A 21,642-nucleotide genomic window follows, 5' to 3' on the forward strand; every position below is an offset into this window, starting at 1 on the left:
GATGGACCAAAACAAGGGGAAAATCGGGATAAAAGAATATGTTGCCATTATCACTTTAACGATTGGCACAAAGCTCAGTGACGATACTCCATCCATCATTTACGAGGATGCAAGAAACGCTGGTTGGATCGCTACGCTTTTGATGGGAGCTATGGCTTTTATTCCGGTCATCCTGTTAATCAAAGTTTTTTCGGCCCATCAAGAAAAAAATTTACATGAGGTGATCACCCATCTTTTTGGGAAGCTCTTTGGAAACATCATTTCTATCGGAATATTGCTGATCGGCACAGCCGCGCTGACTGTAGATTCAGGAGTTTATGTCGATATCATCGGGACAATGTATTTTACCAAAACTCCGATCACCATTATTTATATCCTTTTGATGGGGGTCTGTGCCTATGGTGCCAAACGGGGAATCGAGCAAATCGGATCCGTATCATGGGTCTTATTGCCGTATCTGAAGCTTACCTTGTTAGTTGCGTTAATATTTAGTTTTAAAGAGGGCCATCTAGATTTCATCTTTCCTATATGGGGCGAAGGGAAAATGGAGATCATAAAGGCCTCTGCTAAAAACGTATCTATTTTTTCTGATTTTCTCTTTATTGGGTTAATGGCTCCATTAGTGGCATCGTTCAAGGAGTATAAGAAAGGAACAATCTTAGCGCTTTTAGTTGTGGTCGTGGAGATCAGCCTTGCGATGGTGACATTTGTGATGCTTTTCGATTATACCACTGCAGAGATGCTTAGTTATCCATTTCATGAAACGATCCGCTATATCCAGATAGGCTTTCTGGCAAATGTGGAAACCTTGTTTTTTCCATTTTGGCTTGTCGCTACGTTCATCAGATTTTCTTTTTATCTTTATATCAGTGCTACCCTGTTAGGAGGCATCCTTAGGATTAAGGAGTTCGAATACCTGATACCTTTAATTACGACGATTGTCATCATAATTGGCTTGTTGCCAGACAGTCCTTCCATCGTCCTGTATGCGATGAGGCAAAAAATTTTGCTGTTGCTCAGCCCGGCCTTTATGTTCCTGCCGCCGCTAATGTGGCTGATTGCCAAGATACGGGGAGATTTTAAAAATGGGAAAATACAAGAATTTAGCTAAAATCTCAATAATGATAGGGATGATCCTCTCTTTAACAGGCTGCTGGGACCAGAAGGAATTGGACCAGAAAGCATATGTAATTGGCATAGGGCTTGATGAGCATGAAATAGAAGGAAAAGTCCAGGTCACCTATTTAATCGCGAATCCTGAGGTTGGTTCCCAGCAATCTGGCGGCGGCACAAATGAACCTCCTGAAGAAATTATTACTCTGGTTGCTGACGATTTTATTTCATCAAGAAACACGGCTAATACTGTTGTATCGAAAGAGATATCATATGATCTGCTCAGGGTTATCATTGTCTCGGAAGAACTGGCAAGAAAGTCTGATTTTATCAGATGGATCTATAGCGCCGCAAAAGACAGAGAAATTAAAAGAAGCACTGAATTGATTGTTACAAAAGAAGACGCAAAAAAATTTATTAGTAATAATAATCCAAAGCTTGAAACCCGTCCCCATAAATATTTTGAATTAATGATTGAGAGAGGCCAGGAAACTGCGATGATTCCTCAAACAGATCTGAACGGTTTTTTCAGGATTGCGGAAAGTGATTCGGATTTATTTTTGGGCATTTTTGCAACCACCGAAATAGATCCAGGTCGCCGCCGGACCATGTCTGACGATGATTTTTTAGCAGGGGGAATCCAGATTGAAGGAGAAACAAATGATGCACAGTTCATCGGATCGGCCGTTTTCAAAGAAGGAAAGATGATTGGCAAGATAACCGGTGAAGAAACCCGGATCTCAAGCCTGCTGGATGAAACGTGGGACGTGGAGGATTTTAAAACGACATTCCAAGACCCTTTTGATAAGAGATATCGAATTTCAACAAGAATTTCTAAAATAAGGAATAATCAATTCCGTTTCCGGCAAATTGCAGGAAGGCCGGTAATTGATATCACTGTTCCTTTGTTCATTGAGTTATTAAGTGATCCTAGCATGATCAACTATGCAAAGGATAAAGAGAAAGTAAAGCGATTAAAGGAGTCCTTGAAAACAAAAATCGAAGAGAATTTGACGAAGTATATCACTTATACCCAGGAAGAATTCAAAGGCGACACCTTCCATTTATCGATCCCGATCAGGAAGGAATTTAAGACACTAAAGGAATTCAGGGAATTTGATTGGATGAAATCCTATCCTGATGCCGAAATTAATGTGAACGTCGATATTCGATTTGGAGAATTTGGCCGGCAGACTAAATTTCCTAAGCTTGAAGAGGTGAGGGATTAAGGTGGTGTTTTTTATCTGGGGAGGTGTCACGCTTGTAAGCATTTATTCCATTGTTTTTGGCGTGACCCTTTGGAAGCAAAAAAATATACCTGGATCCATTGTGGTGATCTTGCTTTCGGTCACAAGTCTGGTCCTGCCCTATTTTACCTTTTTAAGATAAGTGAAATTGGGAAATAAATTTTTCAATCCTAATTTTGTTTGAATTTTTAAAAGTTTATAACATTGTGATAATATAAAAATAATATATATTGAATGGGGTGTAGGTATGAGCCTGGTTGGATATAGCTTCGGTGATATTCTAAAGTCTACTAGAACCTATAACGGGTTGACTGTGACAGAATTAGCCGATGGCATTTGTTCTGAAGAGGATATGATTCAATTTGAGCGAGAAGAGAGCTATCCAACAATTGACCAACTATACAAAATGGCGGAGAAGCTGAATGTCGAACTTAATCACTTTTTCGATATTGCTACGACCGATACATATAATTATGCAATCGCTGTGACGGAATTAATCAAGAAATATAAACGAGATCGGGATTATGAAGCAATCCATGAAATCATCCAGAAAGAACAGGATAACCCATTGTTTAAACATACATCCTTCAGGCAATTCCTGATCTGGCATGAGGGAATATGCACTTACTATCTCGAAGGAAATAAAGCGAAGTCTGTTGCCCTTATGTATGAGGCATTATCTATGACGAATCCTGATCAAGCAGACCTCAAGGAACGCGAAATTGAGATACTGACTAGTGTGGCAATCATAGAAAAGGATAGTGGCAATTTGGACAAGGCAGTCAATGTTTTCCTGGATGCCCTGAATCATCTTGCAAATCTTCCCCAAGTAAAGGATTCAAGCATTTGGCTGAAGATCCTTTATGGATTGGCACAAGCATTATCCAAGCTTGAGAGATATGAAGAATCACTGATTTATTGCAGCAAAGGCATCGATAACTGCATTTATGAAGAAAATATGTATTTATTTGGAGAACTTCATTATCAAACAGGCATGAATTTTATTAAATTGGGTAAATTAGATGAAGGTAAAGATTATTTGGAGAAAGCGGTTACTGTTTTTAAACTTCAGCAAAATGAAAAGTTTGCTAGTTTAGTTGTGACTGAAATGGAAAAGTTATTAAACGAATCGAAATGATTGTTGTTCGAGGAGGATTGAAATGAAAAAAATTCTATTCGTGGCAGCTTTAGTGACGGGACTTTCAGTTGCAGTCGGCCTTACACTGGAAATGGACCTTGCAGACTTGCCATCCCAGCATTCTCAAGAAAGTATAATTACTGCTGATTTACCATCCCAGCATTCTCAAGAAAGTATAATTACTGCTGATTTACCATCCCAGCATTCTCAAGAAAGTATAATTTCTGCTGATTTACCATCTCAGCATTCAGAAGGCGGAACACAGTTAGCGGACCTTCCCTCACAGCATAGCATCAATGATCAATTGGCATAAATACTGCAGCCGGAACCTAAATATAGGGTCAGGCTGTTTTTATTTTGATTTAAAATTTCCGTTTGATATTTTCTGCAAAGTTTTACATTATAATTGAAAAGTGTCACACGGAAAAAGGCTCTGGATTTCTCCAGAACCTTTTTGCTTGCCTTTCACTTTGAAGGAATTAATTCATGCTGTCCATGTGTCCGGTTTGGTGCATTTGAAAATTATTGCTGGGCATAGCGCCAGTGGTTCCATGGCATTGGTTGTACATTTGCTTTAACTCTTCATTAGAAAGGTCTGGATGCATCTTTTCCATGATTGGCTTCATTTGGCCAAAGTTAAAGGCAGCGTTGCCCTCGTTTTCGTCTTCTGCAAAAGCTGCAGAGCTTGCACCGATAATCATTGCTGCACTGAACAGTGTGATCGATATTATTTTCAAGATTAACAGCTCCTTTCGTTTATACCCAAATCTTATCGGAGCAGTATGCAAAAACTTAGCAGAAGCAGTGACAAAGTAATGAATATTACTTGATGGAGGATTTTATATGGCTTTAGTGGACACGCTGGCGGGCCAGCCAATTTGGCTAGCTATCCTGATCAGCCTTACAGTTAGTATATTTATCGCTATTGCCGGCCTGATCCCCAGTACCTTTGTAACTGCAGCGAATATCGTCTATTTTGGATTTGCAGTCGGGCTTGCTCTTTCGATTATTGGCGAGGCACTTGGTGCGATAATCAGTTTTTTCTTATATCGAAAAGGATTAAAAAAGCTGAATGATAAAGTCAAATTGCAGAAAAATATCAAATGGCTCGAACGCTTGAAGGAAACGGAAGGTCTGGAAGCATTTCTTCTTGTCATTCTGTTGAGGATTTTCCCATTTGCTCCTTCTGGCCTTGTTACACTTGCTGCTTCATACAGCAAGATGGGAGCTGGGACCTTTTTGGTATCAAGTACGATTGGGAAAATACCAGCGCTTTTGATTGAAGCTTATTCGGTTCAGACTGTACTTGGCTGGAAAACAGAATACCAGATTGCGACAGCGTTTTTTGCAGTCATGGCTGGTGTTTGCTACTATTATTGGACAACAAAGCAAAAAAACGGAGGATATAAGTCATGAAAAACTCTAAAAAATGGCTGCTAGTTGCACTTACGGCAACAGGATTGGCGCTTTCTGGCTGTTCTGGCGAAGATGAAAACGAAAAGGCAAAGCCTTCTGAAGGAAATACACAGATTGATGACCAGGAAAATGAGAAAGATACCGAAAACACAGAGCAGACAGGAACTGATTTTATTGTAAAAGCTGCACCGCAAACAATCGACCATATCCACGGGATCGGCTATCCAGGGAATGATGAAGGACTATATGTAGCCTCCCATCACGGCATTAAAATTCATAAAGCAGGTGCATGGCTTGAAACCTCTGGTGAAAACCATGATTACATGGGTTTTCAGGCTACTAAAGACGGATATTACGCAAGCGGCCATCCAGAAAAAGGTTCGCCTTTGAAGAATCCGTTGGGACTTATTAAAAGTACAGATAAAGGCCAGAGCCTGCAAAAGATTGCGTTTTATGGTGAAAGCGATTTTCATTTCCTTTCCGCCAGCTTTCAGGACAAAGTCTTATACTTAATTAATGAAGAGCCTAATTCCAAGCTGGAAAGAGGGGTATATGTCTCAAAAGACGCAGCTAAGACATGGAAACCAGTAGAACTCAATGGATTGGAGTCGAACAGTCTAGGGATGATTGCTTCACATCCTGAAAAAGGCGGCACGTTTGCTATGGCAACAAGGGAAGGCGCATTCTTTACAGTTGATTATGGCAAAACAATGAAAAAGACAGGGAATTATGAAATGGTTACCGCTGCTGCCTTCTCAAAGGAATCGCTATATATCACACCAGTCGTCCATGAAAAAATCAAGCTGCTCAAATTAAATGCAGAGAATTTTGAGCAAGCAGAGGAGCTTCCTATCCCATTTCTTAAATATGATAATCCGATTACCTATCTAGCTGCCGATCCAAAGCAGGAAGGTCGGATAGCGTTCATCACGATCCTGAATGATTTGTATGAGTCAGAAGACGGCGGCCAGACATGGAAGCAGCTGCTAGTGAACGGGAAAATTCAATAACTTATTGAGGAAGTTTAAATCATATTATTCAAAAAAATAACTAAGATAACAGCAGTCAAAAAATGGCTGCTGTTTTTATTTTTATAAAAAAAGAGGCATATTTTTTACCGTATGAGGTATAGGTATAGGGAATTTTTTTCAGTATGGATTCCTCTGGTCCATAAATACTATTGAATAGGAGGGGATGACTATGTCAATTTCTGCGGATAAAGTACTGGACGCAAAAGGGCTTGCGTGCCCAATGCCGATTGTCAGAACGAAGAAGATGATGAATGAACTGGAGCCTGGCCAGGTTATTGAAGTTCAGGCTACTGACAAAGGCTCGACGGCTGATTTGAAAGCATGGGCTCAAAGTACAGGCAACCAATATCTTGGAACGATCACTGATGGAGACGTTTTGAAACATTATCTCCGTAAAGCGAGCGAGGAAGAATTAACAAATGATTCACCTCATCCGCACATAGCAACTCTAGAAGAGGTACTGGAAAAGCTGGGAGGCGATGAAAAAATTACGGTTCTGGATGTCCGTGAATCGGCAGAATATGCTTTCGGCCACATTCCGAACGCGAAATCCATCCCGCTTGGAGAACTGGAGCAGCGGTTCAATGAACTGAATCCGGAAGAGGATGTCTATGTGATTTGCCGATCAGGTTCAAGAAGTGATCTGGCAGCAAAAAAACTTGCTGAAAAAGGCTTTAAGAAAACAATTAATGTGGTTTCTGGAATGAAGGACTGGACAGGCCCTACAGAAACATCAGTTGATCAATAAGGAGGAACTGAAATTATGAAGGTAGCTATCATCGCCGCTAATGGCGGCATGTTCGATGCATATAAAGTATTCAATATTGCGACAGCGGCAGCAGCAACAGATGCGGAAGTAGGAATCTTTTTCACATTTGAAGGCTTGAATTTAATCCATAAAGAAATGCATAAGCAGCTTCCAATGCCTGCAGGAACAGAACATTTCCAGGAAGGCTTTAAAAGAGAGAATGTTCCACCAGTTGATCAGCTTGTAGAAATGGCACAGGAAATGGGCGTTAAAATGATTGCCTGCCAAATGACAATGGATGTCATGACTCTGCAGAAGGAACATTTTGTTGATGGAATCGATGTCGGCGGAGCTGCTTCCTTCCTGCATTTTGCAAGTGACGCAGATATTACGCTGACGTTCTAAAAATCTAGGAACAGGAGGGACAAGATGGCAAAGACAATCTCAGTTAAGGATCTGGCCAGGAAAGTAATCAATCATGAAGATGTATTCATCCTGGACGCAAGAAATACCGATGACTTTGATGACTGGAAAATTGAAGGACGTAATGTAAAAGTCCATAACACCCCTTATTTTGATCTCCTGGAAGGTATTGACCCCGTCATGAACGTCCTGCCAAAGGATAAGGACATATATGTGGTCTGTGCAAAAGGCGGATCGTCCGAATTCGTAGCGGATCAGATTGAAGAAGCCGGATATACGGATGTCTACTCCATTGAAGGCGGTATGAAAGCCTGGAGTGAACACCTGGAGCCTGTTAAAATAGGCGACCTTAAAGGCGGCGGCTCGATCTACCAGTTTGTCCGTATCGGCAAAGGCTGTCTGTCATACCTTGTTGAATCTAATGGCGAGGCAGCCATTATTGACACGAACAGGATGATTGAGCACTACGAAGAGTTCATGTCAGGAAAGAATTTCAAGCTTGTTGCTCTGCTTGATACCCATCTTCATGCAGACCATATTTCAGGAGGAAAGAAGCTTGCAGACAAAGCGGGAGCAAAATATTATCTCCCTCCAAAAGACGCAGAGGAAGTAACCTTCCATTATGAACCGCTTCAGGATGGCGATGAAATCAAGGTTGGCAGCACAGTGATCCATGCTCTGTACTCACCGGGGCACACAATCGGAAGCACATCTTTCATCGTGGATGACCAATATTTATTGACCGGCGACATTCTCTTCATCGACTCAATCGGCCGGCCGGACCTTGCCGGATTGGCACAGGACTGGGTAGGAGACTTGAGAGATACTCTGTACAAGCGTTATAAAGAGCTTGCAGACGAATTGATCGTACTCCCGGCTCATTATATGGGCATCAATGAAATGAATGATGACGGAAGCATATCAGAAAAACTCGGCGTTCTATATGCCGAGAACCATGGTTTGCAAATTGACAGCGAAGAGACCTTCCGCAAAACGGTGACCGAGAATCTCCCGCCACAGCCAAACTCCTATCAGGAAATAAGGCAGACGAATATGGGTAAAATCAACCCGGATACCGAAGAACAACGGGAAATGGAAATCGGACCTAACCGATGCGCGGTCAGATAAAACAAAAGGAGTACCTTCAAAGGTACTCCTTTTAACTATAAAGGCTGTCTCCATAAGCAGTTGAGGAGGCTTATGTAAGCAGCTTTAAAGATTTGGAGGAGAAACGATGCGAAAATTAACCATTATCCAGCAAAACGATACACATGGAAGTCTTGACCTCCATTGGGAATTATTTTGGAATGGAAAAACTTCAGAACTGAGAAAAACAGGAGGGTTCCCGCGGATTGCTAAGTTCATTAAAGATTTAAAATCCCATGATGAGAATGTTTTATTTCTTGATGGAGGGGATTTATTCCACGGGACATTGCCTCTTGTTAAATCAAAAGGCGAGGCGATCTTGCCTGTCTTGCAGAAAATGCCGTTAGATGGATGGGTTCCAGGAAACTGGGATTTTGCTTATGGAAAGGAGCAGCTGGCTTCGCTGGCTAAAGAGCTGCCATTTCCCACTATCGCAAGTAATGTGAAAGAGAAGGAAACGAATGAACCCTTTTTAAAAGCGTATATCGTAAAAGAGTTTCAGGGAATTAAAGTGGGAATTATTGGCCTGACCTATCCTTATGTAGATGAGACAATGCCAGACAGCTTCTCTCAAGGACTATCTTTTTCGAAGGGGATAGAAGAGACCCGGGATAGTGTAAATGAGTTAAGGGGAAAGGTCGATATCATCCTCTTGTTAAGCCATATGGGTTTGCCTCTCGATGTAGAGCTCGCGACACTGGTTGATGGCATTGATATCATTTTATCAGGGCATAGTCATGACAGAATCGAAAAGCCGATTACTGTAAATGGAGCATTGGTTGTTCAGGCAGGATCCAGCTCTTCATTCTTAGGAAAACTGGAAGTGACGGTGGATGGCGGAAAAATGGCTGATTTTAAGTACGAATTGGTAGCGATTGACGAGAGCTTCCCTGAAGATGAGGAGATGTCCTCGATGATCGATGATATTTTAAAACAATATGAACTGGAAAGGAAAAATGTTGTCGGCAGTACAGATTCAATTTTACATCGAATGACCTTGAATGAATCACCAATGGACCAATTAATTACTGATGCATATTTACATGCTTTCGAATGCGATCTGGCATTTTCACACGGCTGGCGGTACGGCACACCCATTCCTGCTGGAGATATCACAGAATACGATCTGCATACCATCATTCCGACAAACCCTGAAATTTTCACAGTGGAAATGAGTGGTGAACGCCTTCTAAAAGCATTGGAGAAAAACCTGGAGATGGTTTTTTCAAGAGATCCCTTCAAGCAAAAAGGTGGTTACATTCTAAGATCATCAGGATTGTTCATGGCCTTCAAGCCTTACAATCCAGAAGGAAATCGGATACAGAAGCTGCTTATTAGCGGGGAGGAAATCGATTTGAAAAAGAAATATAAAATGGCAGGCGGCGGCAAACAGCTGTTCAAAGGAGTCGAAGCTGATAAAACCTATCATGGTGTGTATGCTGTAGATGTCATTAAGCAATGTTTAAAAGATAAAGGGGCATTTAAGGCAGATGACGAGCAAAAGATACTCAGTATTTAACCAAGGGTAGAGGTGCTAATGGACATTTCAAGCAAGAAACGAAGTGGAAATGTCCAAGAAAGGTGATTTAATGGACATTTCAAACAAAAAACAAGGTGGAAATGTCCAAGAAAGGTGATTTAATGGACATTTCAAACAAAAAACAAGGTGGAAATATCCAAGAAGGTTGATTTAATGGACATTTCAAGCAAGGACTGAGATGGAAATGTCCAATACAGGTGGTTTAATGGACATTTCAAACAAAAAACAAGGTGGAAATGTCCAATATAGGTGGTTTAATGGACATTTCAAGCAAGAACCAAGGTGGAAATGTCCAAGAAAGGTGATTTAATAGACATTTCAAGCCAGCAACGTGTTCAAAATGTCCAAGATAGGTGATTTAATGGACATTTCAAACAAAAAACGAGGTGGAAATGTCCAAGAAAGGTGGTTTAATGGACATTTCAAGCCAGCAACGGGTTCAAAATGTCCAAGAAAGGTGGTTAATGGACATTTCAAGCCAGCAACGAGGTCAAAATGTCCAAGAAAGCCGATGTAATGGACATTTAGTTATAGAACAAACTCTAAGTGTCCATTTGAGTACCGTTCACAACCTATAACATTGCATAAGAAAAAACAAAAAAGTCGCGGATCATCAAATATGTCCGCGACTTTTTCCTATTTAACCCCTGTCAGGTCTTTCATCATTTTCTCGTCCATTGGGCCGACGATTTTCTTGGTAATTACACCTTTCTCATCAAGGATGTAACTGGTTGGGATTGTGAATGCCTGATAGGTTGTTCCTGCGTCTCCCTCTTCATCCAGAGGAATCGTAAAGGTTAAACCATATTCATCAACGAATTTTTGGACTTCTTCCACGCCTTTGTCCATATTGGTCAGGTTGACAGCGAGGATTTCAACTCCCTGGTCGTTGTATTCTTCATAGAAATTTTGCATATGCGGCATTTCTGCTTTACACGGCGGGCACCATGTAGCCCAGAAGTTCAGGATGACTTTTTTGCCGCGGTAATCTGACAGCTTGATAGTTTTTCCGTCAAGCGTGTTTAATTCGAAGTCAGGTGCTTCAGCGCCTTCTCGCAAGGACGATAGCTTTGCGCCGGGAATATCCTCTGTTGTTTCTGTGGCTTCCTCAGTTTGGTTTTCCGTTTTCTTTTCGCTTTCAGTGCTTGTCGGTTTCCAGATATTCACCACTAAAATGACGACAGCCAGAGCTAAGATTGCAAAAGATAAAAGATTTTTATTCAATGCTGTACTTCCTCCTTATTTAAACGTTGAAAGGCAATCAAGTAAATCCCGAGTGCAAAGATCAGCAGGTTCTCCACCGAAAATATATCGGAAAACAGGCTCAATATAAGGGCTTCAATCATTAAAAATAATACGGCAAATTGCATCGTAAGCAAAATATTACGCATATAGAACAGCAGGAAGCCGATTAATAGTACAGCCTGGAGCCCAGCTGAGAAGATATCCATTGAAAATGTGAATAAAGCAGTCCAATACAGCAGGAAGAAAATAAAATAAACAGATAAAACTTCCGTTGGATTGACGCTATTATCCTTTTTCCTTTTTATTAAATAAAGGTAGAGTGCGATTCCTGCAAAAGCAAGAATCTGCCCTTCGGTTCCGCCATTGAAATAAAGGAGGGAGAAGGGGGCGTCAAGAAACATCTTAAAATTAAAGACTGCATAGCTTAGCTTATAGATCGCTATGTACAGGAAAAAACTGTTCCAATACCAGTCGCCGATGCTCTTTTTTTCCTTTGTCCTGTAGATCAAAGCTCCGATAAAGATTGCGGCAAATGCTGCGAGCAAGTCCGCTGGCAGCGTGAATCTGCCGAATGTTATATAATTCAAGCAACATCACCTTTTTTTGGCTGGTCTGGCGTGAATTCAATCTGATAATAGATATCTATGCTTCCGATCACCGATTGGATTATGCCGCAATTTTTCAACACAAGACTGGCAAGCTTCTTAGTTTGACTCTTTTCTTGTTCTTCTGATTGAATGCTGACAGCAAACGTCAGCTTTTCGATCCGATTCGCCTCGTTTGGATTCCTTACTGCCGATACGTTCACATCAATTCTTTTGTAGTCTATTCTTTTCTTTGTAAGAATATTTGCGAGCATTGACGTACTGCAGCCGGTCAATGATGAGATGAACAACTCCAAAGGACGGTAACCCAATTCAGTATTCGGAGATATTGGCAGGAATCCATATTCCATCTGTCCAATTATTTTATCATTATAGTACGTAAATTCCATCACAATCGCTCCTTTATCTAAATACGAAAACATTAAATCCATTATGAGATCGTATTGTTAAGGAATGATTAAGAAGCGCCATGAATTGGGAACCTTATCCAAAATGAATGATGATGCCCATCTGTTTCAAGTCCGATTTCTCCATTATGGGCGTCGACGATGCTTCTTGCGATGGCAAGGCCAAGTCCTGCACCATCTGATTTTGTGCTTCTGGATTCTTCAACCCTGTAGAACCGTTCAAAAATAAGGTCCTTTTTTTCTGGGTCAATATATCTTCCTGTGTGGGCAAAGATGATCTTATATTCACTGCCTTCGGATTGTGCAACAATTGAAAGCTTTCCTCCGGTGTCATAATCTATGATATTTTGCAGCAGGTTAGAAATGACTTGCTTGAGGCCGTCTTTGTGTCCAAAGACTGTTGTTGTTTCAATTTCTTGGCTAAATGCAATAAACTTGCTTGAAAGCTTAAGCTGGAAAGCAGCAAGCGACTCAGCCATGATCTGCTTGATATCGGCCGCTTCAAACTTTTTTTCCAGAAAATAAACTTCTTTATTCCATGCATCAAGTTCAGCGATCAAATCGACAATCCTTGTAATTCTCCTGGACTCTTCCAGCAGGGAGCCGAAAAGTTCCCGGTCACCCGTCAATACCCCGTTGTGCAGCGCTTCGAGGTAACCGTTGATATTTGTCAGCGGGGTTCTCAATTCGTGGGCGATATCCCTCAGCATTTCTTCCCGTCTTGTCTGGACGACTGAAAGAGTTTCTGCCATGGCATTAAAGTTCGATACGAGTTCCCCCAGTTCACCGGTAGAGGGGACATCGATTTGTGTGGGGATTTGTCCTTCCTTTATCTGTTGGGCTGCTTCAGCCATCGTTTTAACAGGCTTCACAATCCGTCTTACAGAAAAATAATGCAGAAGGCCGGCAACAATAAATGCAATGATGCTTACCTTGATAAGGAAGGAGTTCAGTGTATCAACCAGCTGTGGACCTGTTACTTGTTCCTGGTTCACAAGAAAGCAGGCATAGTCTTTCACGGAAATTCCGGCAAGCATGATGACCAGCAGGATGACGACGCTATTCACGGCAACAAGCTTTGACAACAACAGGCTGGTCCATTTTTTAATTCGCCGCAAATTTATACCCCATTCCTCTCACTGTCTGAATATAATCCTTTGGCGTTTTTTTCTTGATTTTTTCACGGAGGTTCTTGATATGGACATCAATGGTCCTTTCCGTTACTGCTTTTTCATTGTTTTCATAAATGGTATCAAGAATTTGAGTCCTTGAAAGAATTTGTCCAGGATGCTGCATGAACATATGAAGGAGCCGGAACTCGAAATTCGTCAGGTCCAGAGGTTCTCCATCGACCAGCGCATGGCCTTTGGCTGGCTTGAGTGTAAGTCCGGTAAAAGTCAGCTTACCGCAGCGGCTTGCCGTCCTTCTTAATACCGCTTCGATCCGGACCATCAATTCAGCAGGGCTGAAGGGCTTAACAACATAATCATCTGCCCCTAGCTTAAACCCCTCAATCCTGCTCTTCTCTGAAGCTTTTGCTGTCAGCATGATAATAGGCATCATGCTTTTATGATCATTCCGTAACCAGCGGCAAATTTCCTCACCGCTCTTGCCGGGGAGCATCAGGTCGAGGATCAGGATGCAGGGATCATATTTTTCAATCATTTCCTGTGCTAAGTTTCCATTGTCTGCCTCTAGAACCTCGTAGCCCTCTTTTGTTAAATATATTTTTACCAGCGTCCGGATCTTAGGGTCATCTTCAACTACTAAGACGCTTTTGCCGATCAGTTCTTTGTCCACAACGATCTCACTCCTTCATACAGGGGGGGCATCAGTCTTAAAAATTGAATAGACTATATGCCGACAGCCATGCGCTGATTTTCTGCATTTGGCCAGACAGGACAAGGAATCCCATGCCAACCATGATCATGCCGTTAACGAACGCAAGTTTAGCCAAATATTTGTTGATTTTTTTGATTGCTTTCAAAGAATAAGAGATGACAAACGATATCACCAGGAATGGAACCGCCATACCCAATGAGTAGGAAGTCAGCAAATACATCCCCTGATATAAAGTATCTGAAGAACTGGCCAAGAGCAGGATGGAGGACAGTGCAAGCCCTACACAAGGGGACCAGCCGCTGGCGAACGCCATCCCAAGGAATACAGAACTGAATACTCCTTTGGACTTTGTTTCAGAATGGACCTTTTTTTCCATCATCAAAAATTTAATGTTCAATAATCCAGCCATTTGCAAGCCGAAAATAATGATCAGCAAGCCCGCAATCTGCATTACGATTGTCCTGTAATTCGCGAACACCTGGCCAAGGAAAGACGCAGAGGCGCCCATGACGATGAAAATTAAACTAAATCCAATGATGAAACCAAATGACCGTGTGAATAAGGTCGCCTTGTCAACTGCAACCTTAGATCCTTCAATTTTTCCCCCTGTTAAATGCGTTATGTAAGCTGGAAGAAGGGGGAATACACAAGGGGAGAAAAATGATAAAATCCCGGCTGTAAAAGCAAAAAATAATCCAATTTCAGTCAATTCCTGATCACTCCTTTTCTGTACTCTATATTGAAATGAGAATGTTAAGAATGGATTAAGAGAAAAACAAAATTTTTATACCCCAATTGGTATTTTGTGAACTTTATTGTATAATGAACGGGGCAATCCTACAACACTTCCTCTTTGAAAGTTAGTATACTGTTCCCAATAAAAAAAGAAAACCTGGGAGGATTCCCAGGTTTTCCTTGAATAACTCATTCTTAAACCCTGTGTGGTATAATCCGAGTTAATGGTTTAGATTTCTTTTGATGCCGAAATACGTGAAAAGGGAAACCGCGGATAAAATCGTCATAGAGGCGATTTCAAATTTAACATCACGGTAAGTGATGGAATCGTCTTTTGTAAAGTACATGAGTCCGAAAATAAATACAGATAATACGATTACGGTTACGACGATATCTAATTTTTTCATTTTTTTCCCTCCAATTCTATAGTCGTTAAGGGGTGCGATCATATTGAACTTAGAACATTTAAAGACTTTCATAGCTGCGGCAAAATATGAGAGCTTCTCCCAGGCAGGAAAGATGCTGAACCTGTCCCAGCCTGCCGTCAGTCATCAAATCAGCCAATTAGAGACTTACTATAACAAACAATTGTTCATCAGGGCCAATCGCAAAATCAAGTTATCAGACGCCGGGAAAACCTTATACGAACATGGGCAGCAGCTTCTGGCATTAAATGAGAAGCTGGAAAACCTTCTCGCCGAAGGTGATTCCAGCCAAACGATTAAAATTGGCTGCAGCAATACGATTGGAGAATGCCTGATTTCAAAGATGGTTCAGGATTTCATCAAACTGAATCCGGACATCACAAGCAGCCAGATTCAAATCACGATTGGGACATCAATCCATATTACTGATTTGTTATATGCTTCTGAAATTGACCTTGCTCTTGTTGAGGGACAAGCCGGACGATACGATTTTATTTCTCATGAATTCTATGATGACTTGCTTGTGCTTGGCGTTTCTCCCCAGATTAGAATCGATCCGGGCATCCAGGATCCTTCCAGACTGGAGGAAATGACCTGGCTGGTACGTGAACCGGGCTGCGCCATGCGGCAGGCAACTTTGGATTTGTGGAAAGGGTTGAATATTGAACCCAAGTCCGTACTCATCTATAACAGCAATACGCTGATAAAAGAGGGAGTGAAAAACGGATTGGGTGTCGCTCTATTTTCAAAGCTGGCCATCTGTCCGGAGATTAAATCCAGGCAGCTGATTGTCAGCTCATTCAAAGACAGGGACAGATTTCGCCCATTCTATCTGCTAAGAAAAGATAAGCAATTCAAATCCAATCTCCATGAGAGAGCCTGGGAGTTCATAACAGACTTAGATGAAAATCCTAATGCATCTTCTTGTTAAGAGGCATTAGGATTTTTCCATTTTTATTCTTTATTTTTATTTTGTTCAGCAATTTCCAGTTCAAGTTCCGTTTGGATCTTAAGTGCCTTGTGCTGGTCTGAAGCAAGATAATCGATGATTTGCTGTCTTTGTTCATCGGTCATTTTCGCGCCATTACCTGCCATACGGTCTACAACGGATGTCCATTGCTCGGGACCTTTACTTGAATTCTTCATGATTCGGCCGATATCATGGCACTGAAGGCATGTTCCGAGGAAAGCTTCTTCATTAACATCTTTTGCCTCTGGGAAAACCAGGGTAGAGGCTTTCTTTATTCTGTTAGCTTCTTCCTCATTGCCTTTTTGGTAAGCAAGAAGCTGATCTTTTGGCACATTCGTTTTAAGTGCGATTCCGTTTGGATTCAATCCAACAGGAATGGTCTGTCTGAAGTCCTTCTTTTTCGTCAAATCAATCTTTGTGAGTGTCTTATCACCCCAGTTAGAGCCGAACATCATGCTTCCATCAGGGCTCCAAGCCAGCCAGTGAATGTTCTGTACGCCCCAGATTTTCCTGACAATTTTGTAATTGTCCTTCGGATCAAGGACTGTTAAGTAGCCTGCTCCGTTTTGGGAAGTATACCAGTAGCCGTCAGGTCCAAGGTATGCGATGTTAGTACCGGCCCCAGTTTTCACTGTCTTGATCAATCTGAGTTTTTCCGTGTCGATGATCGAAATGGAACCGTCATTACGGTTGCCTGTAACCAAATCATGTGTATTACCCATGAAGCTTAAGTTAACTGGCTTTGGAATATCTTCAATTTTTTTCAGAAGCTTTTCTGTTTTAGTATCATAAATTGCTACTTCATCGTCAGCAGTATTGGCAACTGCAACATATTTTCCATCATTGGACATATCCAGGCCAGAACCTGTTCCTTTACCATAGTCTGTTTCTGTCCGTTCAAGGTGCCTCATTTCTCCAGTATCAATGTCGATTACTGTGATATATGGTTCAGCCTGCAGACTGACAAACAATTTTTTGCCGTCAGGAGTGACGTTCAAATCCCTCGGCTTTTTACCGACATTTTTAAACACTTTCACGAGTTTTGCGGTTTCTGCATCAATCATGCCGACTGCCTCTACACCATTCAATGAAGTGAATGCGTATTTGCCGTCAAGAGAAAAAGTCATGTGCTGTGGCGCAGGAGGCTTATCGAATCCAGGAAAGTCAATGTCATGTGATTCAAGTGTCTCCATATTGATGGCCAGGACACTTGTTCCGTAACGCTGTGTTGCAAAAGCCCACGTTTGATCCTTATTTAAATGGACATGGTGGGGAGTGCCAGCACTTTGGATATATTTTACAGGGTTACCGGTTTTAATATCGGCAATGGCAACCCCGTTACTAACTTCGTTAGCTGAAAGGATCCAGCCCTCGCCATTCCAGTCCTTATTTGTATCTGCGTTTCCGTTAGGCTGGTCTTTCCACCAGTTAGGGGAATAGTCCTCGTGCATTTTAGAAAGAACCTTCTCGTTCTTATCATCAAGAGAAGCGTCTTTTACTGCGGCTTCCGAGCAGGCAGTAAGGGATATTGATAGAAGTGCGAATGCAGATAATTTTAAGATGTTCTTCATTTATGGTTTCACCTCGCTTTATTTTTCAATTAAAACCAGCCAACAAGTAAGATCAGCACCAGGCCAGCTGTTGTACCCCATGTAATCCAGACTCCAGGATGCGTCAGCCATTTAGCTTTATCATCCACACGGGAAATACCCTGTGCAAGTCCATAAGGGCATACTTTACAGAATGAGTTTCTTGCCTTGTAAGATAAAGCTGTATAAAGAACGGCTGTGGAAGTTACAAGGAAGAAGTACTTATCCATTTTAAAATTCACAAGTGATTCCAAGATCGTGATTGGGTTATAAAAATAACTAACTGTTGAGTAAGCCATAAAGATGCTTACTAAGAACGCTAACAAGAATGTTACTGCTTTGCCTTTATCACCTAGCTTAGCCTCAATCTTATTGAGAAGCATGCTGAAAGTGTTATGAGGGCAAGCGTATTGGCAAAACGCTCTGTAAATGATCATGGACAGAGCAAGGAATGCCATCAGGAACAAGAATAGGAAGACGAAAAATAGATAGCCAGCTTCATAGCTTAATTGATAGCCGAATAAAAATAATTTTTCGTTATCGATGTCCATTCTGAACCCATTCCAAAATGGAAGAGTAAAAATAATGATGAAAAAAGCCCATCTAACTAGAGTTTTAGCCACGAGGATCCCCCTTTCTTTATCTGTAATCCTTCAAATATTCATATACCAGGTCGATTTCTTTTTCTGTGTATAGATGGCCGATCGCTGGCATCGTGTTGCGTCCTTTTTTGATGACATTCTTGATGTCTTCCTCAGGCATTCTGTCGGTAATACCGCTTAAATCAGGTGCCGCGCCTGTAGCATGGCAGTTTAGGCAAGTACCCTCGAAAATGAGCTCACCTTTGTTTTCCTGTGGAGCGGCAGCAGGCTCGACTGCTAATTTACCTGGCATGAAGATGGCGTAGCCGATTGCCCAGATTGCTACAACATAAAATACAGCAACCAAAAGCTTTGGCACTTTATTATGCTCAATCTTAATATCCGAAACGATATCTGCTTCTTTATGATCTTTTTTCATGTTTTCCACCTGCCTTTGTTCATGGATAGATAAAACCATTTCCTTAAATCTACGGACTTAAGGAAATGGATTTAAAAGACTTAGTTATGGTCCATTGTTTTTTATTGGTTAATTTCGTTTTTGTACTCTTCCAGTCTTTCTTCTGTAGGCTTTAGGCTCATCAGATAAGCGACAAGGTCATCAAGCTCTTGATTGGATAAGTAATCGAAGGACGGCATGATTGAACCCGGGCTTGTTGACTGTGGGTCAATCAAGTGCTGGCGCTGCCAGTCTTCGTTGTACTTTAATCCAACCCACATCAGGTCAGGGCCTGTGCGGTTAGAGCCTAATAGATGCGGTAAATCATATTTGTAGTCGCCGCCTTGTGATACAGGGCCAAGATTCTGGTTTGTATCGGCAGGCAATGCTCTAACGAATTGGGTGTGGCAAGTCTGGCATCCGTTTTGGACATAGACTTCTCTACCTCTTGCTTCAGCAGAATCCTCTGGGTAATTGCGAAGCTCGCCGCTCGCAGTCGCAGAGTTGATTTCCTGGTCGAAGAGGGGAAGGATGACGGTTCCGGCAACACCGAAAGTCCATAGGATTAAAGCAACGATTAATACGGCTGATGGTTTACGTTCCAACGTGTTCCCTCCTCATTAAGCAGTAGCAGCTTGCTGCTGTGCCTGCTGTTTTTTCTCAAGTTTTGCAAGTTTAATCGTTTTATACATATTCCAAGCCAGGAAGAACTGGGCAACATACATCATGGTACCGCCGATTGCGCGTCCCTGTACATAAGGTTCCATCATCAAGACAGTCTGCAGGAATGGAACACCTTCGATCCATGCGAAGCCTTGGACAACCCCGGCGATCCATAATGAGAATGCAAATACTAAGAACCCGACAGTAGAGAACCAGAAGTGTGCTTCCATTGCTCTCTTGCTGAACATTTCGCGTCCAACGATTTTAGGCAGAATGTAATAAATGGCTGCGAAAGATGTGAAAGAAAACGCACCGAATGGTCCCATATGTGCATGCCCGACTGTCCAGTGTGTGAACTTAATGACTGAACTTACAGATGGAAGGGCTTGCAAAGGTCCCTGAAGGCACGCGAACAGGTAGAAAATTGTACCAGCCATTGTGAAACGAAGCGGTACACTTGAGCGTGTCTGTGCCCAGGATCCCTTCATTGTTCCCCAGAAGTTAGCAAGTACAGCCCAAACTGGTATCAGCAGAACGAGGGATGGGATAACACCCGCTTTGGAAATCCAGCCTGGGATTGGGCCGTTCATCAAGTGGTGAGGGCCATTCCAGACATAGAATGTTGCGATTGCCCAGAAGCCAATCATTGAAAGCTGGTGGCTGTATAATGGGCGTCCAGTCAATTTAGGAAGCAGGTAGTAAATCTGTCCAACACCGACCGTAGTCATCCAAAGACCAATAGCGTTATGTCCAAGGAACCAGCCCATCAACCCTTGCTGTACACCGCTTGGAATCCATTGTGCCGGGAAGTTTCCGACAATCCAGGTAAGCGGCAGCCATAGGAGTGAACCTAGGAAATACCATAGGCTGACATAAAGCATTTTTTCTGTTCTCTGGCCGACTGTCTTGAATAAGTTATAAGCGACAAGTCCAATAGCGACAAGAAGCTGTACGTCCACCCAGAGAGGGAATTCACCATACTCGATTACTTCGGTTTGGCCGAACAGCAAAGCGAAGAAACCTTCTAAAATGACTACGTTATAAAATACTAGTGCGAAATTCCCCAGCTTTTCACTGTATACTTTCGTTTTAGCAAGCTTGGGAATCATGTAGAACATGGATCCTACATATGCCATCGATAACCATGCATAGATGACAAGCATTACGTGGGCAGAACGAACATGCCCATAAGTTGTCCAGCGATTGTTTAATAACTCAGGCCAGATTTGTTTTGTTGCAGTTAGAAGTCCCATAGTCATGCCGATGATAATCCAAAATACAGCGGCAATGAACCAATTCTTAGAAGAACTCCACTTTTCGTCTGTAAACATTTTGACACTCCCTTGTTCATAAAATAAACACATATATTTCACATATTCTTCACAATCTGCTATGTTAAATGATACATCCGATAAATGAATTAAGTTATTCAACTTTTTTATAGTGTTATCCAATTGTTTTATGTATCCGGTCCTAATGGAAAAAACGAGCCTTTTTTAACATTTTTGGCAAAAAAAAACAGAGCGTGATTAAACCGCTCTGGAAGGTAATGCTTAGTTCTGTTCTTCTTTTTTATTGTACTTTTTGCGGATTGTATCAAGGATAAAGATGATAAGGATAGGGACTCCGATGTAGTAAAGGAAATCAAAATACAATCCCAATGATTGATGCTCCATGATTTTACCTCCTCAATTAATTTCACCACATTTTAATCCCATTGATTTTTTTTGACAACCCCAAAAATATACGCTGGACGGTTTCCGGGATTTCTGTTAGAGTAATTCGGGAGTATGAGACTATTCTATAAAGGAGGTGCAATAATGGCGGCAGGAGCTTGGATCTTATTAATGGTCATGTTCGCATTCACAGCATCAGCAGGCATCATCTGGTATTGGAGCAAGAAAAACGGTCTTTACGATGAAAGCATCAAATATAGAATGCTTGATGAGGACTAAGTCAGCCTGGTACAATCTTTACAATCTGCTAATTATAAAGATCCATTTGTTAGGCTATTTGTTCCTAATACTCTCACACTCATTCCAGTTGAAATTATCTTCGCATAACTCTTTTTCTTCTATTAAATATATTTAGCTTCTCAATACATTCAACATTCATTTTTCAAATAGAAAAATCCATCAAATTGATATTTCTAATCAAAGATACAAAACATTTAACATAAGATAACTTAATAGGTCAGTTTTTTAAAAAGGCTGTTTTAAAGCATATTGTTGTTTTTAAGTCCTGTTGATTGCAGTGGAAGGCGCGCAGACTCCAGTGGGCTCAGCGCCAGCCCCACGGAAAGCGAAACGCCTGGAACGGAA

Annotated in this window: 26 protein-coding genes; 12 read left to right on the top strand and 14 right to left on the bottom strand. The window is 41.6% G+C overall.

Annotated elements, in window-relative coordinates; translation table 11 throughout:
- The first annotated feature begins 1 nt into the window (after position 1).
- The 4 genes from ACXAEA_RS04990 (at position 2) to ACXAEA_RS05005 (ending at position 3,811) form a co-directional block, all read left to right on the top strand.
- Positions 2 to 1,111: a GerAB/ArcD/ProY family transporter gene (locus tag ACXAEA_RS04990; RefSeq protein ID WP_475094833.1), complete on the top strand. Its 1,110-nt coding sequence runs from the start codon at positions 2 to 4 to the stop codon at positions 1,109 to 1,111.
- Complete coding sequence (locus tag ACXAEA_RS04995) at positions 1,086 to 2,342, top strand: Ger(x)C family spore germination protein (protein WP_475094834.1); 1,257 nt, start codon at positions 1,086 to 1,088, stop codon at positions 2,340 to 2,342. The genes ACXAEA_RS04990 and ACXAEA_RS04995 overlap by 26 nt, the downstream gene beginning before the upstream one ends.
- A 265-nt stretch (positions 2,343 to 2,607) precedes the next feature.
- On the top strand, positions 2,608 to 3,498 hold the full coding sequence (locus ACXAEA_RS05000) for a helix-turn-helix domain-containing protein (protein ID WP_475094835.1): 891 nt from the start codon (positions 2,608 to 2,610) through the stop codon (positions 3,496 to 3,498).
- Between the two features lie 22 nt (positions 3,499 to 3,520).
- On the top strand, positions 3,521 to 3,811 hold the full coding sequence (locus ACXAEA_RS05005; RefSeq protein ID WP_475094836.1) for a hypothetical protein: 291 nt from the start codon (positions 3,521 to 3,523) through the stop codon (positions 3,809 to 3,811).
- A gap of 166 nt (positions 3,812 to 3,977) precedes the next feature.
- On the opposite strand, the gene ACXAEA_RS05010 is transcribed toward ACXAEA_RS05005, so the two are convergent.
- Positions 3,978 to 4,235: a hypothetical protein gene (locus ACXAEA_RS05010; RefSeq protein WP_475094837.1), complete on the bottom strand. Its 258-nt coding sequence runs from the start codon at positions 4,233 to 4,235 to the stop codon at positions 3,978 to 3,980.
- Between the two features lie 106 nt (positions 4,236 to 4,341).
- On the opposite strand from ACXAEA_RS05010, the gene ACXAEA_RS05015 reads away from it, so the two are divergent.
- From ACXAEA_RS05015 to ACXAEA_RS05040, 6 genes are all read left to right on the top strand, one after another.
- A complete protein-coding gene (locus tag ACXAEA_RS05015; protein WP_475094838.1) occupies positions 4,342 to 4,914 on the top strand; it encodes a TVP38/TMEM64 family protein in 573 nt (190 codons plus the stop codon).
- Positions 4,911 to 5,924: a F510_1955 family glycosylhydrolase gene (locus tag ACXAEA_RS05020; protein WP_475094839.1), complete on the top strand. Its 1,014-nt coding sequence runs from the start codon at positions 4,911 to 4,913 to the stop codon at positions 5,922 to 5,924. Before ACXAEA_RS05015 ends, ACXAEA_RS05020 begins: the two co-directional genes overlap by 4 nt.
- A gap of 190 nt (positions 5,925 to 6,114) precedes the next feature.
- Positions 6,115 to 6,693: a sulfurtransferase TusA family protein gene (locus ACXAEA_RS05025; protein WP_475094840.1), complete on the top strand. Its 579-nt coding sequence runs from the start codon at positions 6,115 to 6,117 to the stop codon at positions 6,691 to 6,693.
- 15 nt (positions 6,694 to 6,708) lie between these two features.
- Complete coding sequence (locus ACXAEA_RS05030) at positions 6,709 to 7,098, top strand: DsrE/DsrF/DrsH-like family protein (RefSeq protein ID WP_125481555.1); 390 nt, start codon at positions 6,709 to 6,711, stop codon at positions 7,096 to 7,098.
- 24 nt (positions 7,099 to 7,122) lie between these two features.
- A complete protein-coding gene (locus tag ACXAEA_RS05035) occupies positions 7,123 to 8,244 on the top strand; it encodes an MBL fold metallo-hydrolase (RefSeq protein ID WP_475094841.1) in 1,122 nt (373 codons plus the stop codon).
- A 106-nt stretch (positions 8,245 to 8,350) separates the two neighbouring features.
- Complete coding sequence (locus ACXAEA_RS05040; RefSeq protein ID WP_475094842.1) at positions 8,351 to 9,781, top strand: bifunctional metallophosphatase/5'-nucleotidase; 1,431 nt, start codon at positions 8,351 to 8,353, stop codon at positions 9,779 to 9,781.
- A 657-nt stretch (positions 9,782 to 10,438) separates the two neighbouring features.
- Here ACXAEA_RS05040 and ACXAEA_RS05045 read toward each other — a convergent pair.
- From ACXAEA_RS05045 to ACXAEA_RS05075, 7 genes are all read right to left on the bottom strand, one after another.
- Positions 10,439 to 11,026, bottom strand: a complete 588-nt coding sequence (locus tag ACXAEA_RS05045) for a peroxiredoxin family protein (protein WP_475094843.1) — start codon at positions 11,024 to 11,026, stop codon at positions 10,439 to 10,441.
- Complete coding sequence (locus ACXAEA_RS05050) at positions 11,023 to 11,634, bottom strand: hypothetical protein (RefSeq protein ID WP_475094844.1); 612 nt, start codon at positions 11,632 to 11,634, stop codon at positions 11,023 to 11,025. Before ACXAEA_RS05050 ends, ACXAEA_RS05045 begins: the two co-directional genes overlap by 4 nt.
- On the bottom strand, positions 11,631 to 12,041 hold the full coding sequence (locus ACXAEA_RS05055) for an OsmC family protein (protein WP_475094845.1): 411 nt from the start codon (positions 12,039 to 12,041) through the stop codon (positions 11,631 to 11,633). The genes ACXAEA_RS05050 and ACXAEA_RS05055 overlap by 4 nt, the downstream gene beginning before the upstream one ends.
- A gap of 68 nt (positions 12,042 to 12,109) precedes the next feature.
- A complete protein-coding gene (locus ACXAEA_RS05060; protein ID WP_475094846.1) occupies positions 12,110 to 13,177 on the bottom strand; it encodes an ATP-binding protein in 1,068 nt (355 codons plus the stop codon).
- Positions 13,164 to 13,859 carry a response regulator transcription factor gene (locus ACXAEA_RS05065; protein ID WP_475094847.1) on the bottom strand — a complete coding sequence of 232 codons (696 nt, stop codon included), beginning with the start codon at positions 13,857 to 13,859 and terminating at the stop codon, positions 13,164 to 13,166. The genes ACXAEA_RS05060 and ACXAEA_RS05065 overlap by 14 nt, the downstream gene beginning before the upstream one ends.
- A 37-nt stretch (positions 13,860 to 13,896) precedes the next feature.
- Positions 13,897 to 14,610 carry a cytochrome c biogenesis CcdA family protein gene (locus ACXAEA_RS05070; protein WP_475094848.1) on the bottom strand — a complete coding sequence of 238 codons (714 nt, stop codon included), beginning with the start codon at positions 14,608 to 14,610 and terminating at the stop codon, positions 13,897 to 13,899.
- Between the two features lie 247 nt (positions 14,611 to 14,857).
- On the bottom strand, positions 14,858 to 15,043 hold the full coding sequence (locus ACXAEA_RS05075; RefSeq protein WP_475094849.1) for a hypothetical protein: 186 nt from the start codon (positions 15,041 to 15,043) through the stop codon (positions 14,858 to 14,860).
- A gap of 43 nt (positions 15,044 to 15,086) precedes the next feature.
- Here ACXAEA_RS05075 and ACXAEA_RS05080 point away from each other — a divergent pair, with 43 nt between their 5' ends.
- Positions 15,087 to 15,992, top strand: coding sequence for a LysR family transcriptional regulator (locus tag ACXAEA_RS05080; protein ID WP_475094850.1), 906 nt, complete (start codon positions 15,087 to 15,089; stop codon positions 15,990 to 15,992).
- 23 nt (positions 15,993 to 16,015) lie between these two features.
- Here ACXAEA_RS05080 and ACXAEA_RS05085 read toward each other — a convergent pair whose 3' ends face one another.
- From ACXAEA_RS05085 to ACXAEA_RS05110, 6 genes are all read right to left on the bottom strand, one after another.
- A complete protein-coding gene (locus ACXAEA_RS05085; protein WP_475094851.1) occupies positions 16,016 to 17,602 on the bottom strand; it encodes a YncE family protein in 1,587 nt (528 codons plus the stop codon).
- A 29-nt stretch (positions 17,603 to 17,631) separates the two neighbouring features.
- Entirely contained in the window at positions 17,632 to 18,243 is a 612-nt protein-coding gene (locus tag ACXAEA_RS05090) for a 4Fe-4S binding protein (protein WP_475094852.1), read from the bottom strand.
- 16 nt (positions 18,244 to 18,259) lie between these two features.
- The gene (locus tag ACXAEA_RS05095) at positions 18,260 to 18,640 is read right to left on the bottom strand and encodes a c-type cytochrome (RefSeq protein ID WP_475094853.1); all 381 of its coding nucleotides are present in this window, start codon (positions 18,638 to 18,640) and stop codon (positions 18,260 to 18,262) included.
- Between the two features lie 101 nt (positions 18,641 to 18,741).
- Positions 18,742 to 19,263, bottom strand: coding sequence for a cbb3-type cytochrome c oxidase subunit II (locus ACXAEA_RS05100; RefSeq protein WP_475094854.1), 522 nt, complete (start codon positions 19,261 to 19,263; stop codon positions 18,742 to 18,744).
- A 15-nt stretch (positions 19,264 to 19,278) separates the two neighbouring features.
- On the bottom strand, positions 19,279 to 20,652 hold the full coding sequence (locus tag ACXAEA_RS05105) for a cbb3-type cytochrome c oxidase subunit I (RefSeq protein ID WP_475094855.1): 1,374 nt from the start codon (positions 20,650 to 20,652) through the stop codon (positions 19,279 to 19,281).
- Between the two features lie 222 nt (positions 20,653 to 20,874).
- Positions 20,875 to 20,997, bottom strand: a complete 123-nt coding sequence (locus tag ACXAEA_RS05110; protein WP_475094856.1) for a hypothetical protein — start codon at positions 20,995 to 20,997, stop codon at positions 20,875 to 20,877.
- Positions 20,998 to 21,141: 144 nt separating this feature from the next.
- Here ACXAEA_RS05110 and ACXAEA_RS05115 point away from each other — a divergent pair, with 144 nt between their 5' ends.
- Positions 21,142 to 21,276: a hypothetical protein gene (locus tag ACXAEA_RS05115; RefSeq protein ID WP_475094857.1), complete on the top strand. Its 135-nt coding sequence runs from the start codon at positions 21,142 to 21,144 to the stop codon at positions 21,274 to 21,276.
- The last annotated feature ends 366 nt before the right edge of the window (positions 21,277 to 21,642 follow it).

This window comes from Mesobacillus sp. ABV4_180 (assembly GCF_056158485.1).

What these genes read in the sequence shown, in the direction of transcription:
- ACXAEA_RS04990 (WP_475094833.1), top strand. Translation starts at nt 2, where the DNA reads ATGGACCAAAACAAGGGGAAAATCGGGATAAAAGAATATGTTGCCATT.
- ACXAEA_RS05015 (WP_475094838.1), top strand. Translation starts at nt 4,342, where the DNA reads ATGGCTTTAGTGGACACGCTGGCGGGCCAGCCAATTTGGCTAGCTATC.
- ACXAEA_RS05020 (WP_475094839.1), top strand. Translation starts at nt 4,911, where the DNA reads ATGAAAAACTCTAAAAAATGGCTGCTAGTTGCACTTACGGCAACAGGA.
- ACXAEA_RS05075 (WP_475094849.1), bottom strand. Translation starts at nt 15,043, where the DNA reads ATGAAAAAATTAGATATCGTCGTAACCGTAATCGTATTATCTGTATTT.
- ACXAEA_RS05025 (WP_475094840.1), top strand. Translation starts at nt 6,115, where the DNA reads ATGTCAATTTCTGCGGATAAAGTACTGGACGCAAAAGGGCTTGCGTGC.
- ACXAEA_RS05005 (WP_475094836.1), top strand. Translation starts at nt 3,521, where the DNA reads ATGAAAAAAATTCTATTCGTGGCAGCTTTAGTGACGGGACTTTCAGTT.
- ACXAEA_RS05040 (WP_475094842.1), top strand. Translation starts at nt 8,351, where the DNA reads ATGCGAAAATTAACCATTATCCAGCAAAACGATACACATGGAAGTCTT.
- ACXAEA_RS05055 (WP_475094845.1), bottom strand. Translation starts at nt 12,041, where the DNA reads ATGGAATTTACGTACTATAATGATAAAATAATTGGACAGATGGAATAT.
- ACXAEA_RS05085 (WP_475094851.1), bottom strand. Translation starts at nt 17,602, where the DNA reads ATGAAGAACATCTTAAAATTATCTGCATTCGCACTTCTATCAATATCC.
- ACXAEA_RS05105 (WP_475094855.1), bottom strand. Translation starts at nt 20,652, where the DNA reads ATGTTTACAGACGAAAAGTGGAGTTCTTCTAAGAATTGGTTCATTGCC.
- ACXAEA_RS05035 (WP_475094841.1), top strand. Translation starts at nt 7,123, where the DNA reads ATGGCAAAGACAATCTCAGTTAAGGATCTGGCCAGGAAAGTAATCAAT.
- ACXAEA_RS05110 (WP_475094856.1), bottom strand. Translation starts at nt 20,997, where the DNA reads ATGGAGCATCAATCATTGGGATTGTATTTTGATTTCCTTTACTACATC.
- ACXAEA_RS04995 (WP_475094834.1), top strand. Translation starts at nt 1,086, where the DNA reads ATGGGAAAATACAAGAATTTAGCTAAAATCTCAATAATGATAGGGATG.
- ACXAEA_RS05095 (WP_475094853.1), bottom strand. Translation starts at nt 18,640, where the DNA reads ATGAAAAAAGATCATAAAGAAGCAGATATCGTTTCGGATATTAAGATT.
- ACXAEA_RS05115 (WP_475094857.1), top strand. Translation starts at nt 21,142, where the DNA reads ATGGCGGCAGGAGCTTGGATCTTATTAATGGTCATGTTCGCATTCACA.
- ACXAEA_RS05030 (WP_125481555.1), top strand. Translation starts at nt 6,709, where the DNA reads ATGAAGGTAGCTATCATCGCCGCTAATGGCGGCATGTTCGATGCATAT.
- ACXAEA_RS05000 (WP_475094835.1), top strand. Translation starts at nt 2,608, where the DNA reads ATGAGCCTGGTTGGATATAGCTTCGGTGATATTCTAAAGTCTACTAGA.